Annotated in this window: 17 protein-coding genes; 11 read left to right on the top strand and 6 right to left on the bottom strand. The window is 64.7% G+C overall.

All coding sequences use genetic code 11. The features are described from left to right. The 6 genes from iscU (at position 1) to iscX (ending at position 3898) form a co-directional block, all read left to right on the top strand. Positions 1-402 (top strand): Fe-S cluster assembly scaffold IscU, encoded by a 402-nt coding sequence (iscU, locus tag F7R19_RS18135; RefSeq protein ID WP_061956036.1) that lies wholly within the window; start codon positions 1-3, stop codon positions 400-402. A 90-nt stretch (positions 403-492) separates the two neighbouring features. Further along, complete coding sequence (gene iscA / locus F7R19_RS18130) at positions 493-813, top strand: iron-sulfur cluster assembly protein IscA (protein ID WP_150981508.1); 321 nt, start codon at positions 493-495, stop codon at positions 811-813. Between the two features lie 103 nt (positions 814-916). After that, entirely contained in the window at positions 917-1435 is a 519-nt protein-coding gene (gene hscB, locus F7R19_RS18125) for a Fe-S protein assembly co-chaperone HscB (protein ID WP_061956038.1), read from the top strand. 9 nt (positions 1436-1444) lie between these two features. After that, a complete protein-coding gene (gene hscA, locus F7R19_RS18120) occupies positions 1445-3310 on the top strand; it encodes a Fe-S protein assembly chaperone HscA (RefSeq protein WP_061956040.1) in 1866 nt (621 codons plus the stop codon). A gap of 31 nt (positions 3311-3341) precedes the next feature. Then, on the top strand, positions 3342-3680 hold the full coding sequence (fdx, locus tag F7R19_RS18115; protein ID WP_061956042.1) for an ISC system 2Fe-2S type ferredoxin: 339 nt from the start codon (positions 3342-3344) through the stop codon (positions 3678-3680). Positions 3681-3703: 23 nt separating this feature from the next. Next, on the top strand, positions 3704-3898 hold the full coding sequence (iscX, locus tag F7R19_RS18110) for a Fe-S cluster assembly protein IscX (protein ID WP_150981507.1): 195 nt from the start codon (positions 3704-3706) through the stop codon (positions 3896-3898). 179 nt (positions 3899-4077) lie between these two features. On the opposite strand, the gene F7R19_RS30215 is transcribed toward iscX, so the two are convergent. The 4 genes from F7R19_RS30215 to prfB all read right to left on the bottom strand — a co-directional run bounded on the left by F7R19_RS30215 (position 4078) and on the right by prfB (position 8631). After that, positions 4078-4794, bottom strand: a complete 717-nt coding sequence (locus tag F7R19_RS30215) for a glycine zipper 2TM domain-containing protein (protein ID WP_223505677.1) — start codon at positions 4792-4794, stop codon at positions 4078-4080. Between the two features lie 266 nt (positions 4795-5060). After that, positions 5061-6596, bottom strand: coding sequence for a lysine--tRNA ligase (gene lysS, locus F7R19_RS18100; RefSeq protein ID WP_150981506.1), 1536 nt, complete (start codon positions 6594-6596; stop codon positions 5061-5063). 50 nt (positions 6597-6646) lie between these two features. Further along, entirely contained in the window at positions 6647-7417 is a 771-nt protein-coding gene (locus F7R19_RS18095; protein ID WP_150981505.1) for an SDR family oxidoreductase, read from the bottom strand. 109 nt (positions 7418-7526) lie between these two features. Beyond that, positions 7527-8631 (bottom strand): peptide chain release factor 2 gene (gene prfB, locus F7R19_RS18090; RefSeq protein ID WP_099047561.1). Its coding sequence is split into 2 segments (ribosomal slippage): positions 7527-8549 and positions 8551-8631, totalling 1104 coding nucleotides; the frame shifts between segments, so codons are not numbered across the junction. Positions 8632-8815: 184 nt separating this feature from the next. On the opposite strand from prfB, the gene F7R19_RS18085 reads away from it, so the two are divergent. Then, the gene (locus F7R19_RS18085; RefSeq protein ID WP_150981504.1) at positions 8816-9559 is read left to right on the top strand and encodes a M23 family metallopeptidase; all 744 of its coding nucleotides are present in this window, start codon (positions 8816-8818) and stop codon (positions 9557-9559) included. A 68-nt stretch (positions 9560-9627) separates the two neighbouring features. Here F7R19_RS18085 and recJ read toward each other — a convergent pair whose 3' ends face one another. After that, on the bottom strand, positions 9628-11328 hold the full coding sequence (recJ, locus tag F7R19_RS18080) for a single-stranded-DNA-specific exonuclease RecJ (RefSeq protein WP_150981503.1): 1701 nt from the start codon (positions 11326-11328) through the stop codon (positions 9628-9630). Between the two features lie 22 nt (positions 11329-11350). After that, positions 11351-12484, bottom strand: coding sequence for a hypothetical protein (locus tag F7R19_RS18075; RefSeq protein ID WP_150981531.1), 1134 nt, complete (start codon positions 12482-12484; stop codon positions 11351-11353). A gap of 102 nt (positions 12485-12586) precedes the next feature. On the opposite strand from F7R19_RS18075, the gene F7R19_RS18070 reads away from it, so the two are divergent. The 4 genes from F7R19_RS18070 (at position 12587) to F7R19_RS18055 (ending at position 18187) form a co-directional block, all read left to right on the top strand. Next, positions 12587-13837 (top strand): lipoprotein-releasing ABC transporter permease subunit, encoded by a 1251-nt coding sequence (locus tag F7R19_RS18070; protein ID WP_061956056.1) that lies wholly within the window; start codon positions 12587-12589, stop codon positions 13835-13837. Then, a complete protein-coding gene (gene lolD, locus F7R19_RS18065) occupies positions 13830-14576 on the top strand; it encodes a lipoprotein-releasing ABC transporter ATP-binding protein LolD (protein WP_150981502.1) in 747 nt (248 codons plus the stop codon). The genes F7R19_RS18070 and lolD overlap by 8 nt, the downstream gene beginning before the upstream one ends. A 27-nt stretch (positions 14577-14603) precedes the next feature. Then, complete coding sequence (locus tag F7R19_RS18060; RefSeq protein ID WP_061956060.1) at positions 14604-15443, top strand: TatD family hydrolase; 840 nt, start codon at positions 14604-14606, stop codon at positions 15441-15443. A 122-nt stretch (positions 15444-15565) separates the two neighbouring features. Next, the gene (locus tag F7R19_RS18055; RefSeq protein WP_150981501.1) at positions 15566-18187 is read left to right on the top strand and encodes a DNA internalization-related competence protein ComEC/Rec2; all 2622 of its coding nucleotides are present in this window, start codon (positions 15566-15568) and stop codon (positions 18185-18187) included. The last annotated feature ends 15 nt before the right edge of the window (positions 18188-18202 follow it).

The raw sequence follows: 18202 nt of genomic DNA, 5'->3' as shown, positions 1-18202 counted from the left end.
ATGTCTTATAGCAACAAGGTTCTCGACCACTATGAAAATCCGCGCAACGTCGGCTCGTTTGACAAGAACGACGACGCGGTGGGTACCGGTATGGTCGGCGCCCCGGCCTGCGGCGACGTGATGAAGCTGCAGATCAAGGTCAACGAAGCGGGCGTGATCGAAGACGCCAAGTTCAAGACCTATGGTTGCGGCTCGGCAATCGCCTCGTCTTCGCTGGTGACCGAATGGGTCAAGGGCAAGACCGTGGACCAGGCGCTGGAGATCAAGAACACCCAGATCGCCGAAGAACTGGCGTTGCCGCCGGTGAAGATCCACTGCTCGATCCTGGCGGAAGACGCCATCAAGGCGGCCGTCGAGGATTACAAGAAGAAGCACGGCGGCGCCGAGCAGAAGGCAGCCTGATACCGCTCAGGCGGCCTGCAGCTTCAAATGGGTTGGTGTGACCTCGCGTGACGGCGCAAGCGGCGCGAGGTGTTCGACAGCAAGGCAAAGATGATCACAATGACCGAAAAGGCGGCGACGCACGTCGCCCGCTACCTGGAACGTCGCGGCAAGGGCGTGGGCCTGCGCCTGGGCGTGAAGACCACTGGCTGCTCGGGCCTGGCATACAAGCTCGAATACGTGGATGAACTGCTGCCCGAGGATCAGGTATTCGAGTCGCACGGCATCAAGGTGATCGTGGATCCGAAGAGCCTGCCGTACATCGACGGCACCGAGCTCGATTTCGCGCGTGAAGGGTTGAACGAAGGTTTCAAGTTCAACAATCCGAACGTCAGGGACGAGTGCGGCTGCGGCGAGTCGTTCCGGGTCTGACGGCCCGCGCCGCCTGCTTCGGTTTGCGACGCACGGGCGGCAACACGACAAGGGGCGGCATGACCGCTCCTTTTTGTTGTGAATGTTTCTTGAAAGACGCGCTTTGAAAGACGATTTCTTTTCGCTGTTCGGACTGCCCGCCCAATACGACGTCGATGAGGCCGCGCTCGACGCCGCCTATCGCACCGTTCAGACGCAGGCGCATCCGGACCGCTTTGCCAATGCCGGAGACGCCGAGCGGCGCGTGGCCATGCAGTGGGCCGCGCATGCCAACGAAGCGTACCGGACGCTGCGCCAGCCTCTGAAGCGCGCGATCTATCTGCTGCAATTGCGTGGCGTCGACATCCAGGCCGAGAGCAATACGGCCATGGCGCCCGCGTTTCTGATGCAGCAGATGGAATGGCGCGAGGCGCTGCAGGATGCGGTGCAAGCGCGCGCGGTCGACCAGCTCGATCGTCTATTGCGCGACCTGCGACAGGAAAAGCGCGAGCGGCACGCAGCCCTCGGCGCGTTGCTAGACGCCGGCGACAATGACGCCGCCGGCGGCGCCGCGCGCCAGTTGATGTTTATCGAGAAGATCGAACACGACGCCAGCGAAGCGATCGATCGTCTCGAAGATTAGAAGATTCCCATGGCACTGCTCCAGATTTCCGAACCCGGCATGTCGCCGGCGCCCCATCAGCGACGCCTGGCCGTCGGTATCGATCTTGGCACCACCAATTCCCTGGTGGCCGCCGTGCGCAACAGCATCCCCGAAGTCCTGCCCGACGACAGCGGCCGTTCGTTGCTGCCGTCCGTGGTGCGCTATCTGCCGAACGGCACCGCGCATATCGGCTACAAGGCCCAGGACGAAGCGGTACGCGATCCCAAGAACACGATTGTTTCCGTGAAGCGGTTCATGGGACGCGGCCTGCGCGATGTCAGCAATATCGAACACAGCCCCTACGATTTCGTCGACGCGCCGGGCATGGTCCAACTGAAGACCGTGGCGGGCGTGAAAAGTCCCGTCGAGGTGTCGGCCGAGATCCTGGCCACATTACGCCAGCGCGCCGAGGATTCGCTCGGCGACGATCTGGTCGGCGCGGTGATCACCGTGCCGGCGTATTTCGACGATGCGCAACGCCAGGCCACCAAAGACGCCGCGCAACTGGCGGGCCTGGACGTGCTGCGCCTGCTCAACGAACCGACCGCCGCGGCGATCGCGTACGGACTGGACAACGCAGCCGAAGGTATCTATGCCGTGTACGACCTGGGCGGGGGCACGTTCGATATCTCGGTGCTCAAGCTGACCAAGGGCGTGTTCGAGGTGATGTCGACCGGCGGCGATTCCGCGCTTGGCGGCGACGACTTCGATCAGCGCCTGCTGTGCTGGATCGTCGAGCAGGCCGGCCTGCAGCCGCTGTCCGCCGAGGACATGCGTCTGTTGATGGTGCGCGCCCGCGCCGCCAAGGAAGCACTGTCGTCCAGCGACAGCACCGTGATCGACGCCGTGCTGGCCAGCGGCGAGATCGTGCATCTGCCGCTGACGGCCGCGACGTTTATCGAAATCACCGCGCATCTGGTGCAGAAGACGCTCGCGCCGGTGCGCAAGGCGTTGCGCGACGCCGGTGTGACACCGGATGAGGTGAAGGGCGTGGTGCTGGTTGGCGGCGCCACGCGCATGCCGGCCATCCGCAAGGCGGTCGGCGAATATTTCGGCCAGCAACCGCTGACCAATCTCGATCCGGACAAGGTCGTGGCGCTCGGTGCGGCCATGCAGGCCAATCTGCTCGCCGGCAATCACGCGCCAGGCGAAGACTGGCTGCTGCTCGATGTCATTCCGCTGTCGCTGGGCGTCGAAACCATGGGCGGGCTGGTCGAGAAGATCATCCCGCGCAACAGCACGATCCCGGTGGCGCGCGCGCAGGAGTTCACCACCTTCAAGGATGGCCAGACCGCGATGGCGATCCACGTCTTGCAGGGCGAGCGCGAACTGGCCAGCGACTGCCGGTCCCTCGCGCGCTTCGAGCTGCGCGGCATTCCGCCGATGGTGGCCGGCGCGGCGCGCATCCGCGTGACCTATCAGGTCGATGCGGACGGCCTGCTTTCTGTATCGGCGCGCGAAACCAATTCGGGCGTGGAAGCGTCGGTATCGGTCAAGCCGTCGTACGGTCTGGCCGATGACGATATTGCGCGCATGTTGCAGGAGAGCTTCCGGGAAGCGGAGCAGGACATGAAGACGCGGGCGCTGGCCGAGGAGCGCGTCGAAGCCGAGCGTCTGATGGAAGCCACCCAGCGCGCGCTGGAAGTGGACGGCGATCTGCTGGCGCCGGAAGAACGCGCCGAAGTCGAAGCGCTGATCGCCAAGGTTGGCGAGATTGCCCGGGGCGAAGACCATCACGCGATCAAGGCCGCCGTTGAGGCGCTGTCGCACGGCACCGACGAATTCGCCGCACGCCGCATGAACCGCTCGATCAAGAGTGCGTTGGCCGGCAAGAAAGTGCAGGAGATCGGCTAAGCGCCGACGCTACAAAGAGAACAGGATAGAAATGCCACAGATCATCGTTTTGCCCCACGTCGAGTTGTGTCCCGAGGGAGCCGTCTTCGAAGCCAGCACCGGCACCAGCATCTGCGACGCGCTGCTCAACAACGGTATCGAAATCGAGCACGCGTGCGAAAAGTCATGCGCATGCACCACCTGCCACGTGGTAGTGCGCGAGGGCTTCAACTCGCTTGAAGATGCCGAGGAAAAAGAGGAAGACCTGCTGGACAAGGCGTGGGGTCTCGAACCCAATTCGCGGCTGTCGTGCCAGGCGCTCGTCGCTGACACGGACCTGACCGTCGAAATCCCCAAATACACGATCAACCACGCCAAGGAAGGCCACTGAGCCTGCCGCCCGGAGTTTCCCCGATGAAATGGACTGATACCTACGATATCGCTGCGGCGCTGTACGACAAATTTCCGGATGTGGACCCTTTGACGGTGCGCTTCACGCAACTGCGCCAGTGGGTGCTGGAGCTCGATGGATTCAGCGACCTGCCAGAGCGTTCGGGCGAGAAAATCCTGGAAGCGATCCAGGCCGCCTGGATCGAGGAAGCGCAGTAAGCGGATTTTCGACTCACGTCGTCACGAGCCAATCGCGGCGGCGCAACTCGAAAGCATGACGGCCTCTGGCGGGGACGCTAGGCCGTCTCAGATAACAAAGCCGGCACATGGCCGGCCTTGTACACGCGCCGAGTGGCGCCCGATATTTCCGCGGCGCTTCCGGCGTATCAGCCGGCGTATCAGCCGGTTACCAGCACGCCGCGCTCCAGATGCACACGCTGGCCCACCTCCACTCCCGGCGGGTTCTGATAGGTGAAGGTGCGTCTTGAGCCGTCATCCATCTGTACGCTGACACGGTAAGACTTGTTGGTGTTCAGCTTCTTCTCGGCATAGTTACCGCCAAAGCCGCCTGCGGCAGCGCCCGCTACCGTACCGAGGATGCGGCCATTGCCGTTGCCGATCTGATTACCGAGCAAGCCGCCCACAACGGCGCCGCCCACGGCGCCAAGTCCGCTGGTCGGCTTTTCGGCTTCCACCACCTGTACGCCTGTCACGTGTCCAGCGGTATGGCTGGGGCGAGCCGCCGGCCGGGGCTCGGCCTGCGCCTGCTGAGCCGGCGCGCCCGGCGGCGGCGCCATGCCGGACGCCTGCTGGGCATCGTAGGCGGGTGGCCGCGTGGTCGAGCCGGGTGCTGGCATCTGACCTTGCGCAGCCTGCGCCTGCGTACCCTGGGCCGCGCGCGCGGACGGATAGGGTTGGGGCTCGCTGTACGAGGCAGTCGCGTTCGACATCGATGCCTCGGGGGTGCCCTGACTGGCCTTGCCGGTCGGCAGCACGCCAGTAATGGCGGCAACCGCGGTCAGGCTGGCGATGACAACCGCCACCGCAGCGGCGCCGATCAGCGGATGCAGGCGGCGCGACGGTGGCAGGGTAGGAAGCGATTCCGGACCAGACATTGTTTGTTCTCCGACGACTACGGGACGTAGTAGATACTTGAAGTCTGTCCGAAGCGCGCGCCAAATGCCGTTTGATTTTGTAAGTATCTGTAGCTGAATTGTTCTTTTAAATTCAATGGGTTAGAGATCTTTTGCGACGGCCTGCCGGCGGCTCGTTGTTACAAGTGGCCGTGCGCGCGGACCGGAGCCTGCAGAAATGAAAAAGCCCCGCCAAAAAGGCGGGGCCTGTCATGCGCGGTGCGGGTCTTGCCCGCCAGCGCAACTGCTTAGTCTTCCCGGCGCAGGTGCGGAAACAGGATCACGTCGCGAATATTCGGGCTGTCGGTCAGCAGCATGACTAGGCGGTCGATACCGATGCCGCAGCCGCCCGTCGGGGGCATGCCGTATTCGAGCGCGCGAATGTAATCGGCGTCGAAATACATGGCTTCCTCGTCACCCGCATCCTTCTGCTCCACCTGCTTGCGGAAACGGTCGGCCTGATCTTCGGGATCGTTCAGTTCCGAGAAACCGTTGGCGATTTCGCGCCCGGTGATAAACAGCTCGAAGCGTTCCGTAATGCCCGACTCGGTATCCGATGCGCGCGCCAGCGGCGACACTTCGACCGGATAGTCGACGATAAAGGTCGGCTCCCACAGTTGCGATTCGGCGGTTTCCTCGAACAGCACCAGTTGCAGTGTGCCCAGGCCAGCGTTCAGGAACTGCGGCGCGCTGGTGTTGATCTTGAACTTGTTCTTGAGCTCGCTGCGCAGGAAGTCGGCATCGGCCAGCTGCGCGTCGGTATATTCGGGCGCGAACTTCTGGATCGCCTGGCAGATCGTCAGCCGATGGAACGGGCGCGACAGATCCAGTTCGCGGCCTTGGTAGGTCAGCACCGCGCTGCCGCTTGCGTCGATTGCCGCTTGTCGGATCAGGTTCTCGGTGAAGTCCATCAGCCAGCGATAGTCCGTGTAGGCCGCGTAGAACTCCATCATCGTGAATTCGGGGTTGTGGCGTGGGCTCACCCCTTCATTACGGAAGTTGCGGTTGATCTCGAACACACGCTCGAAGCCACCCACGATCAGGCGCTTCAGATACAGCTCGGGCGCGATGCGCAGGAACATCTGCATGTCCAGCGCGTTGTGATGCGTGATGAACGGCTTGGCCGCCGCGCCGCCCGGAATCGGATGCAGCATCGGCGTTTCCACTTCCATGAAGCCGGCGTCGGCCATATGGCGGCGCAGCGACGACATCGCCTTGGTGCGCGCGCGGAACGTGTCGCGAGTTTCCGGCGAGACGATCAGGTCGACGTAGCGCTGGCGATATTTGAGCTCCTGGTCGGCCAGGCCGTGGAACTTGTCCGGCAGCGGGCGCAGGCTCTTCGACAGCAGGCGCAGTTCGCGCACCTGCACCGACAGCTCGCCCTTGTTGGTGCGGAACAGCACGCCGCGCGCACTGATGATGTCGCCCAGGTCCCAATGCTTGAACGCCGCGTAGACATCCTCGCCAACCTTGTCGCGCGTGATGTAGAACTGGATCTGGCCGCTGCCGTCCTGCACAGTGGCAAAGCTGGCCTTGCCCATCACGCGCTTGAGCATCATGCGCCCGGCGATGGCCACTTCTACCGGATTGGCTTCCAGCGTCTGGCCGTCGGTCTCGCCGTATTGCGCATGCAGCGCGCCGGACTGATGCGTCGGGCGGAAGTCGTTCGGAAAGGCTACGCCCTGCGCACGCAGGGCCTGCAGCTTTTCGCGCCGCTCAGCGATGATCTTGTTCTCGTCTGCGGCTGGCGCTTCGGCGGCCGGCGTGCGGGTCTGTTCGGTCATGATGTGAGTTTCGGTCGCGCGCAAGCAAGCGCCCGCGCGCGTCAGTCGGTTCAATGGTTGCGGATGTCGTCGAGTTCGGTCTTGCCGAAATCGGCGCGGCCAAGATAGGTGACGATACGTTGCGCCACGTCTTCGGGCGACGCCAGCTGGTCGTTGGCCTTCAGGTCGCGGAAGCGTTGCACCTGCGCGAAATCGGCGCCGCGGATGGTTTCCTGCATGCCCGTGTCCACCACGCCCGGCGCCAGCGCCACGGCGCGCACCGCGTGCGCGTCCGGCAGGTTGCCGTACTCGGCGTTGACCGAGCGGATGAACATGTCCAGCCCCGCCTTGCCGGCGCAGTAAGCGCTCCAGCCCGGCACGGGATTGCGCGCCGCGCCGGACGAGATCGCCAGAATCTTGCGCGGGCAATCGAAGCGCGAGGTGCCTGTGATGAACGCGCCCGTCATCGTCATCGGCGTAACCAGGTTGGTTTGCAGATGCGGCACCAGCGTGTTCTCGTGCAGCGACGTGATCGGGCCGATCGGTTCCACCACGCCTGCGTTGAGGATCAGCGTGACGCTGGCCGGCGCCTCGTCCACGGCTTCCAGTACGCTCGCCAGCCAGCCCGCCGACGGGCCCGGTTGCGCAAGATCCTGCAAGTGCCAGGCCACCGGCACGCCGCTGGCCGACGCCTCGGCCTCCAGCTCGGTATTGCGGCTGCGTGCCACGCCAATGATGCGGTTGCCCGGCTTGAGCAGCGCGCGCACCAGCGCCGCGCCCAGGCCGCGCGAGGCGCCGGTGACGATATGGAGATGGGTGGAGCGGGGCGTTACGGTGGTCATGGCGTGGACCTTGTCTTGTGCAACGGCGAGATGGATGACGTGGGGTTGTCGCGTGCATCGTGGCGTGTGGCGCAGGCCACCGCCACGATGCATCGCAGGTCTTGCGGTATTACAGGCCCTGTTTCAGGCTGGCCTCGATGAACGGATCGAGGTCGCCGTCCAGCACCTTCTGCGTGTTGGACATTTCCACATTGGTGCGCAGGTCCTTGATGCGGCTCTGGTCCAGCACGTACGAGCGGATCTGGTGACCCCAGCCCACGTCGGTCTTGCCGGCCTCGAGCTTGTCGGCCTCGGCCTGACGCTTGCGCATCTCATGCTCGTACAGGCGCGATTTCAGCATCGACATCGCTTCGGCGCGGTTGCGGTGCTGGGAACGGTCGTTCTGGCACTGCACGACGATCCCGGTCGGGATGTGCGTGATCCGCACGGCGGAGTCGGTCTTGTTGATGTGCTGCCCGCCCGCGCCCGAAGCGCGATACGTATCGACGCGCAGATCGGCCGGGTTGACTTCCACCTCGAACGAATCGTCGACCTCGGGGTAGACGAACACCGACGAGAACGAAGTATGGCGTCCACCCGACGAATCGAACGGCGACTTGCGCACCAGTCGATGCACGCCGGTTTCCGTGCGCAGATAGCCGAACGCGTAATCGCCTTCAACCTTGATCGTCGCGCTCTTGATGCCCGCCACGTCGCCTTCTGATTCTTCCAGCACTTCGGCCTTGAAGCCCTTGCGCTCGCAGTACTTCAGGTACTGACGCAGCAGCATTGACGCCCAGTCGCACGCCTCGGTACCGCCGGCGCCGGCCTGGATGTCGATGAACGCGTTGGCCTGATCCATTTCGCCGGAGAACATGCGGCGGAATTCCATGTCGGCGACGATGGCCTCGAAGCCTTTTACGTCGGCCTCGATCGATTCCAGCGTCTCGTCGTCGCCTTCCTCGCGCGCGAGTTCGAAAAGCTCGTCAGCGCCGTTCAGGTCTTCCGTCAGCTTGCCGAGCGTTTGCACGACGGCTTCGAGCGCCTTCTTTTCCTTGCCCAGATCCTGGGCGCGCTTGGGGTTGTTCCAGACGTCCGGGTCTTCCAGCAGTCCGTTGACTTCGTCTAGGCGATTTGCTTTGACATCGTAGTCAAAGATACCCCCGTAGATCTTCCGTTCGCGAACGGAGATCGGAGATGGCACCGGAGATGGCGTTGAGGCGTTCTGCTTCCATGAAAATTGAGATTCCTGCGCTTGAAAAACGTTGAATTATAGCGGATTGGCGCCGGAAACCGGCCTCGGATCGCGCGCAGCCGGCATATATTCCGGGCGAACTGTTCGTGCAGCGAACAGTCTATTGCGAGACTTTCACCCATTTGGGCGACAATAGCGGCCACGATCAGGAGTTTTCCGGACGCATGACAGGACATCTCGCAGCAAATCACGACGCCCGTGCCACGCCCAGCCGCCGCAGCGCGCTGGGATGGCTGGCCGCTCCCGCCCTGGCCTTGATGTTGGCCGCCTGTGGCACCACGCCCAGCGAGCCGGCGCCCGAAGGTTACTACCGCGTCGAACGCGGCGACACGCTTTATTCGATCGCGCGCCGGCATAACCGCTCGGTTGCCGAACTGTCGCGCTGGAGCAATCTGGCGGACAACAATCAGATCGAAGTCGGACAGCTGATTCGCGTCAGGCCGCCCGCCGGCGCAGGGATCTCGGCGGCCAAAGCGGCGGACAAGGCTGCCGCGGCCGACAAGCCGACACGCAGCGCCGCGCCTGACCCCGCATCGGCCAAGCCGCCAGCCAGCGCGATCAGCCTGCAATGGCCGGCCGACGGCCGCGTGACCGGCCGCTTCGCGCCGCCCGCGGAGAAAGGCTTGCGTATCGAAGTGCCGGCCGGCGGCAAGGTGCGCGCCGCTGCGGCGGGCTGGGCCATCCACGTCGGGACGCTGCGCGGCTACGGCCAGATCGTCATCGTCAAACATAACGACGACTGGCTGACGGTCTACGGCAATCTGGACAAACCGCTGGTCAAGGAAGGCGCGCGCGTTGCCACGGGTCAGGAGATCGGCAGCATGGACAACGCTAGCGAACTGCATTTTGAAGTTCGGGGCAACGGCAAACCGATGAACCCGGCCAATTACCTGCCGTCGCGCGGCTGACCGGCTGACCGGCTGACCGTCTGACCGGCTGACCCGCTGACCCGCTGACCCGCTGACCCGCGGAACGGTTATTGCGCGTGCTCTACCACCAGTTGCACGCGCGTCGTCCCGTTGAAGGTGTTGTTGTCGAGACGATAGGCTACCGTGGCGCTGGCGCCGTCCAGCGCGTCCGGGTGGTTGAACCAGATGGCGTCGAAGCGCTGGCTACCGCGTCCCAGTTGCAGTTTCAGGTGCTTTCCCTTCAGGACCGTCTGCCGCAGCACATCAAACTCGCCTGAGAACGTGGGCGGCGGAAAGCCCTGGCCCCAGACATGGCCTTCGAGCAGCGTCACAAATTCCGGACAGAAGCAGGTGTCGTCGATATCGCCGTCGGTTTCAATCACGCGCGCCAGTTGTTCGTCGTTGAGCCATTCCCGACCCACCGCTTCGAAGGCGGCGACAAACGTGTCGAAATCCGCGGCGCGCACGGTCAGGCCGGCCGCCATTGCGTGGCCGCCAAACTTGACCAGCAGCCCTGGGTGCCGTTTTGACACCAGATCCAGCGCATCGCGCAGGTGAAATCCGGGAATCGACCGGCCCGAGCCCTTGATATGCTCGTCGTCGCCAGGCGCGAAGGTGATCGTCGGACGATGAAATTTCTCCTTGAGCCGCGACGCCACGATGCCGATCACACCCTGGTGCCAGGTTTCGTGGAACACGCTCACCGTATATCGCGACGCGGGATCCAGCCCATCCAGCGGCTGTTCCAGGATCTGCATGGCTTCCTGCTGCATGCCGGCCTCGATATCGCGCCGCTCGCGGTTCATCCCGTCCAGTTCCTGCGCAATCTCCCAAGCGCGGTTGGCGTCGTCGGTAAGCAGGCATTCGATGCCGAGAGACATGTCGGCAAGCCGCCCCGCCGCATTCAGACGCGGGCCGAGTCCGAACCCAAGATCGAACGTGTTGGCGCGCGACGCCTCGCGTCCCGCGGCGCGGAACAGCGCCGCGACGCCGGCGTGCATGCGGCCGGCGCGCATGCGCTTGAGTCCTTGCGCAACGAGGATCCGGTTGTTGGTGTCGAGCTTGACGACGTCCGCTACCGTACCCAGCGCAACCAGGTCCAGCAGCGTTTGCAACGGCGGCTGCGTGGCTTGTGTAAACACGCCGCGCTTGCGCAGTTCTGCCCGCAACGCCAGCAGCACGTAGAACATCACGCCGACGCCGGCCAGGTTCTTGCTCGGAAACTCGCAGCCCGGCTGGTTCGGATTGACGATCACCGCCGCGTCGGGCAACACCGCGCCGGGCAGATGGTGATCGGTCACCACGACGTCAATGCCGCGCATATTGGCCGCCGCCACACCGTCGACGCTGGCGATGCCGTTGTCGACCGTCACAATCACATCCGGCTGTTGCTGGGCGGCCAGTGCGACGATTTCGGGCGTCAGGCCATAGCCATACTCGAAGCGGTTCGGCACGATGTAGTCGACGCGCGCCCCCAGCATCCGCAGGCCGCGTACCCCTACCGCGCAAGCGGTGGCGCCATCGCAATCGTAGTCGGCCACGATCAGCAGCTTGCGTTTCGCGGCAATGGCGTCGGCAAGGTATTCGGCGGCGTGGCCGATGCCCTTCATCGCCGATGGTGGCACCAGTTCGGGCAGATCGGTGGCCAGTTCGGAAGGGCTGAGCACGCCGCGCGCCGAGAGGATCCGCGCGAGGGTGGGATGCAGTCCGGCGGCCGCCAGCGCGTTCGCGTGGTCGTCGGAATAGTTACGGATGGCAATCCGGGTCATGGGCGAGTTCGGTAGTTTTGGATCAGGCGGCCATCGCCAGATTGGACAGCAGCGCGCGCCAGTCCCCGCGCGTGCCAAGGCCGCGCCAGAACTTGCGCAGATCCGCGCGCGTGACGGTGAATTCGGCAAAGTGGTTTTCGCCGCCGAGCACCAGCGTGACGGCCTGGAGCCCGCCTGCGGCAAGCGCGTCCAGCGCCGGCTGGAACCAGTCGGCGTCCAGGCTGTGCATCCGTTCGATCCATAGGCCCCAGTCGGTGGCGATATGCGCTTCGGTGGCGTCGGCGAGCATCGTCAGTACGGAGCCGTCGATGCGTTCGATATCGGCGAAACGCGCTGGCTGGGCGGCCAGCCGGCTGCCGCCCGCCAGCGCCAGCCCGGCCAGGAACGGATCTTCGGCGAGCACAATATCGGCAAGCCGGGCAACCGGCGCGGCCGCCCCGCCGCCGTGCAGCCACACCGAGTTGATCGGAAGTTTGCCTTCGGTTTCGCGCGCGGCGTTGACCGGATGGTCGTGCCACGTCATCTGGATTTCGTTCTGCAGCCGCCGCCATTCGCGCGCCCGCGCGCCGGCCTGCATCCAGATATCGATGTTGCGCCCAGTGGCGCGCACGGGCGTGGTGGCCACCAGATCGCCAAAGACGCCCTCGGGCACATACCAGCGCGCCGGATGGGGCGCATCGAGCGGGATGCCGGCTTCGGCAAGGAGGTCGTCGATCGCCGCACGCAGCGCGGCGGCCTCGTCGGCACGGATGGCCAACTGGTCGGGATGCATCAGGACCAGGTGATCGCGCGCCGCATGGATATGCACCGGCTGGAGACAGGCCCACGCACCGGCAGGCTCGATTGCCCCGGCCGCCGCCTGGTTGGCCGCCGACCCCGCAGCGGCATGGTCGGCCAGACGCATAAAGGGCGCAGTCGGCACCCGCACGGTGTCCAGCCCGGCGCGGCCGGCCAGCCAGCGCTCTTGCGGCAGCGTGCGCAGATAGGGATCATCGTGGTTCTCGCGCGGGCCCGGGGTGGCGCGGGTCAGCAACTTTCCGAGCGCGGGCAACTCCAACTGCCGCAGTACCGCGCCGGGAACGACATCGTCCGTGGCGTCGTCGCCGGCGCCAGGTGGGACGGAAAAAGGCACAATCAGGGTCAGGTGCGTCATCATGGTTGCCGAGATTGTAAACTTCCGGCTGGCCGGCGCCACATTTCCGTCTTTCGGGGCGGTCATGCCAGGCGCCGACGCGTTTCTAGAACAACAGGACTCCTCTTGAACTTTCCTTACGAGTGGCAGATCGGCTGGCGATATACCCGCGCGAGCAAGCGCGCCAGCCGCAACACGTTCATTTCGTTCATTTCGATGATCTCGATGCTTGGCATTGCGCTGGGCGTGGCGGCGCTGATTGTGGTGCTGTCGGTCATGAACGGTTTTCAGAAGGAAGTGCGGGATCGCATGCTGTCGGTGCTCTCGCACATCGAAGTCATCGGCGCCGGACCGCTGCAGGACTGGCAGAAGACGGCCGCCGAAGCCGAGCGCAACAAGGAAGTCATCGGCGCCGCGCCGTATGTGGCCGCCCAGGCGATGCTTACCCGCGACGACGCCGTGCGCGGCGTGCTGCTGCGAGGCGTAGATCCTGCGCAGGAACCCAAGGTGTCCGATGTCGCCAGCCAGTTCCGCGCGGGCAGCATGAACACGCTGGTGCCCGGCGGCTTCGATATCGCGCTGGGCAGCGAACTGGCCAATGCGCTGGGCGTACGGGTGGGCGACAAGGTGACGCTGGTGGCGCCGCAGGGCACCATCACGCCGGCCGGCATCCTGCCACGCCTCAAGCAATTCACCGTCAGCGGCATTTTTTCCTCGGGTCACTATGAATTCGACAGTGCGCTTGCGCTGGTCAACATGGAGGACGCAGAGGTGCTGTTCCGCCAGAACGGTCCGACGGGCGTGCGCCTGAAGCTGCAGGACATGCAGCGCGCGCCCCAGGTGGCGCAGGATCTCGCCACCACGATGAGCGGCGACCTGTATCTGCGCGACTGGTCCAAGCAGAACCGCAACTGGTTTGCGGCGGTGCAGACCGAAAAACGCATGATGTTCATCATCCTCACGCTGATCATTGCGGTTGCCGCCTTCAACCTTGTTTCGACGCTCGTGATGACGGTGACCGACAAGCAGCCGGACATCGCCATCCTGCGGACGATGGGCGCCCAGCCGCGATCGATCATGAAGATCTTTATTGTTCAGGGCGTGGCCATCGGCTTTATCGGTACATTGCTGGGCGTGCTGGGCGGCACGCTGATCGCCACCAATATCGACGTGATCGTGCCGTTTATCGAACGGGTGCTGCATGTGCAGTTTCTGCCAAAAGATATCTATTTCATCAGCGAATTGCCCTCGGATCCCCGCGTGAACGACATCGCCACCATCGGCATCATTTCCTTTGTATTGGCCACCCTGGCCACGATCTATCCGAGCTGGCGTGCGGCCCGCGTAAATCCGGCGGAGGCGCTGCGCTATGAGTGATTCGACGCTGCTTCAGGATGTGTCCGCGCCAGTGGCGCCACACGCTTCGGCGCAGGCCGGCGCGCCCGTGCTGGTCGCCGAAGGATTGACCAAGCGATTTCGCCAGGGCGGGCTCGACGTAGAAGTCTTGCGCGGCGTGGACGTGCGCATCCATGCCGGGGAAAAGGTGGCGATCGTGGGCGCCTCCGGATCGGGTAAATCCACCTTGTTGCATGTGCTGGGCGGGCTCGACAACCCTGACTCCGGGCGCGTGGCGTTGCACGGCAAGCCCTTTACGGCGCTGCGCGAGAAAGAGCGCAATATCGTGCGCAACCGCTCGCTCGGCTTTGTCTATCAGTTCCACCATCTGCTTCCCGAGTTCACGGCGCTCGATAACGTTGCGATGCCGATGCGCATCCGGGGGCTGCCGGAGCGCGAGGCGCGTGACGCCGCGCAAGCCATGCTCGAACGCGTTGGCCTTGGCAAGCGATCGAAGCACCGCCCCGGCGAGCTGTCCGGAGGCGAGCGTCAACGCGTGGCCGTGGCACGGGCGCTGGTCGGACAGCCGGCTTGTGTGCTTGCCGACGAGCCCACGGGCAACCTCGACGACCACACCGCCGGCGGTGTCTATGACCTGATGCTCGAGCTCTCGCGCACGCTCGGCACCAGTTTCGTGATCGTGACGCACGACATGGAACTGGCAGGCCGCTGCGACCGCATCTTCCGGCTGCGCGACGGCCTGTTGCATCCGGAACGCTGACCTTTTTCGCCCGGGATCTCCGCCATCATGTGGATCGACACCCACTGCCATCTTGACGCCAGGGAATTCGATGCGGACCGCCCGAGCGTCATGGCGGCCGCATGCGCGGCGGGCATCTCCGGCATCGTGCTGCCCGCCGTCGCGGTATCCAACTTTGACGCCGTGCGGGCGCTCGCCCACGGCCAGTCCGGGAATGCTCCGCAATGCGTCTACGCGCTTGGCATTCATCCGCTCTGTACGCCCGGTGCGGGGCAGTCGGATCTTGACGCGCTGCGACGCGAAGTGGCCGCATCGATCGATGATCCTCGACTGGTCGCCATCGGCGAGATCGGGCTCGACTTCTTCGTGTCCGGGCTGGACGCTGCGCACCAGACCTGGCTTTACGTGGAGCAGCTCAAGATCGCGCGCGAGTTTGACCTTCCCGTGTTGCTGCATGTGCGCAAATCTCAGGATCAGGTCTACGCACAGTTGCGCCGCGTGGGTGTTCGACAGGGCATTGCCCACGCGTTCAATGGCAGCCATGAGCAGGCGCGTCGCTATATCGAACATGGCATGAAGCTCGGGTTTGGCGGCAATGTCACCTTTTCGCGCGCCAAGCAGATTCGCCGGCTTGCGGTAGACGTGCCGATCGAGGCGATCGTGCTCGAGACCGATGCGCCCGACATCGCGCCTGCGTGGCTGTCGGACGACCAGTTCGGCGAGCAACACAAGGCGCGCAACACACCCGCTGAAGTGGCGGGCGTGGCGGACGTGGTGGCCGGACTGCGCGGGCTGGCGCAGCGCGATCTCGCAGACATCATGTGGCGCAACTCCTTGGCGGCGCTGCCTCGACTGGCAGCCTTCGCGGACATCATGGCGCCGCGTTGAGCCGCCGACAAGCGACATCTCGCAGATTTAACTCATTGACACATCGACGTATCGCGCGGACACGTTTTTGCCTGCGCTTACGCGGTACAACTACGCCCATCGATAACTGATGGGGACCTCCGATGCGTGCAGTGCTGCTGGCATTCGTGGCGGGCTGCTGGCTGCTGCAACAGCAGTCGGCGCTGCCGGCGGGCCGGCTATTGGCGGCCGGGGGCGGCATCGCAGCGGCGTTGTCGCTTGTGGCCTGGCGCATGCATGGATCGCGCGCAGCATGGATGCGGATCGCGCTGTGCATGGCCGTGGCATGCCTGCTCGGTTTTGCCTGGGCGGCATGTCGCGCTGAAGTGCGGCTCGCACGCTGGATCGATCCCGGGCTGACCGGCCGCGACGTCGAGATCGATGGCGTCGTCGCAGGTTTGCCTGATACGGCCGCTCACGGCACGCGCTTCGTCTTTCTTGTCGAGTCCTGGCCCGCCACCGCAATGCCCGAAGCAGCGCGACGGCGCACAACGCCCCAGCATCTGATCCTGACGTGGCAGGACCCGCCCGAGCAGTTGCAACCAGGGCAGCGCTACAGGATGACCGTTCGCTTGCGACGCCCCCGCGGTCTTGCCAACCCTCATGGCTTCGACTATGCGTACTGGCTGCTGTCGCAGGACATCGATGCGACTGGCTACGTGAGCGCAGGCGCGGCGCTCCCTGCCACAGGCGCGACGGCATCGGGTGCTCGGCCTGTTCCGACGGCTGTCCGCGTGACCATACTGCGGGCCCGGATACGCGATCACCTGCGCGCGTCTCTGCCTGAGAATGCGCGGTTCGGGCCGATATTGCTGGCGCTTGTCATCGGCGATCAGCGCGGCATTTCGCCGGCGGACTGGGATGTATTCCGACGGACCGGCATTGCGCATCTGGTCAGCATATCCGGGCTTCATATCACCATGACCGCGGGCCTTGCCGGGGCAAGCGCGCGGCTGCTGTGGCGACGCTCGTTCGGATTTGGCGGTCGAATGCGCAGACCGCTGCCTTTGCTCTGGCCCGCGCAGAAGGCCGCACAGGTTGCGGCGCTGCTGTTGGCCCTGGTGTACGGCGCGATTGCCGGCATGCAGATTCCTGCGCTGCGCACGGTGACCATGCTCGCCGTGGCGGCGATTGCGCTGTGGGGGAATCGCTGCCCGCCAGCGTCGTTGGTCCTGATCTGGGCCGCGGCGCTGGCCATTGCGATCGATCCCTGGGCCGTGATGCTGCCCGGCTTCTGGTTGTCGTTTGGCGCCGTCGCGGTAATTTTCCTGCATGCGCAAGGCGATTCCGATCAGGAGCTTGCGCGCGCCGGGCCACCGTCCTCGCTCAAGCGCGCAGGCGGGCGAAGCGTGGCGGCGAAAGCGGCGGCGTGGTTGCCGGAAAGCTGGCGCGCAGCGCTAAGCGGTGCTGCGCGGACCCAATGCGCGGTGACGATCGGACTCGTGCCGTTGACGCTGGTGCTGTTCGGGCAGGTTTCGGTGGTGTCGATCCTTGCCAACGCTGTGGCGATTCCCGTCATCAGTCTGCTGGTGACACCGCTAGCGCTGACGGGCGCTGTATTGCCGCAGGCATGGTCGGCGGTCGTGCTTGGCGTCGCGCATGGGGTGCTCGTGTACCTCATCGATGGACTGGCGTGGCTGGCGCGCCCATCGTGGGCGGTTTGGGAAGCAGCACAGCCGGGGATCATCGCCACCGTGTTGTCGCTCTGCGGGATTGTGCTGGTACTGACGCCGTTGCCGCTTGCGATATCTAAGGCATCGAATGGATCGAATGCATCGGACCACCTGGCGTGGTGGCGGCAACGGGCACGTCGGCTGGGTCTGGTGGCCATGCCGCGCAAAGCCGTGGTGCGCGGCGCGGGCGTGCTGGCGATGATCCCGATTCTGGCTGGCATGCGTGAATCCGTTGCGAAGGGCGAGTTCCGTATGACAGCGATCGACGTGGGGCAGGGTACGGCGGTCCTTGTGGAAACGCGCGCGCATGCGATGCTCTATGACGCAGGCCCGGCATATGCGTCCGGCTCCAGCGCGGGCGGCCAGGTCATCGTGCCGTTCTTGCGGGCCAGTGGCGTCCGGCAACTCGACATGGTGATGATCAGCCACGAGGATGCGGACCATGCGGGCGGCGCGCGGGACGTGCTAAAGGCCGTGTCCGTGGCGCAGGGTCTTACAGGCGCACCGCGCGATCATGCGCTATTGCAGGGCGGCGACCTCGAGTGGCAGCCTTGCGCCGAGGGCCGCCGCTGGAAGTGGGATGGCGTGGCATTCGAGATCATTCATCCGCCCGAAGACGCGCTGTCGCAAGCCACAGTGAGCAGCAATGGCCGAAGCTGTGTGCTGCGCATCGCGACGGCGCATCGCAGCGCCCTGCTGACGGGGGATATCAGCGAACGAGAGGAGCGGGCGCTGATCAGGCGCAAGTCGCCGCAGGACTATCGCGCTGACATTTTGCTCGCGCCGCATCACGGAAGCGGCACATCGTCGCATGCGGCATTCCTGCGTGCCGTGCGCCCGGAAATCGCGATATTCCAGCTCGGTTTCGCCAACCGCTACCAACATCCTCGCGCCGATGTCTGGCTGCGCTACAAGCGCGCCGACATCGCCCGGTATCGCACCGACGAAACCGGCGCAGTGTCCGTGGTCACGGACAAGGAGCGCTATGTCGTGCAGGCGTATCGGGAACTGCATCGCCGATACTGGCGCGATGTTCCGCCAATGCAGCGCTGAGCGAACGAAATGGCT

Source organism: Cupriavidus pauculus, from assembly GCF_008801835.1.
Classification (GTDB): Bacteria; Pseudomonadota; Gammaproteobacteria; order Burkholderiales; family Burkholderiaceae; genus Cupriavidus; species Cupriavidus pauculus.
The sequence above is the reverse complement of the archived record's forward strand: the minus strand, read 5'-3'. Positions and strand labels throughout refer to the sequence as shown.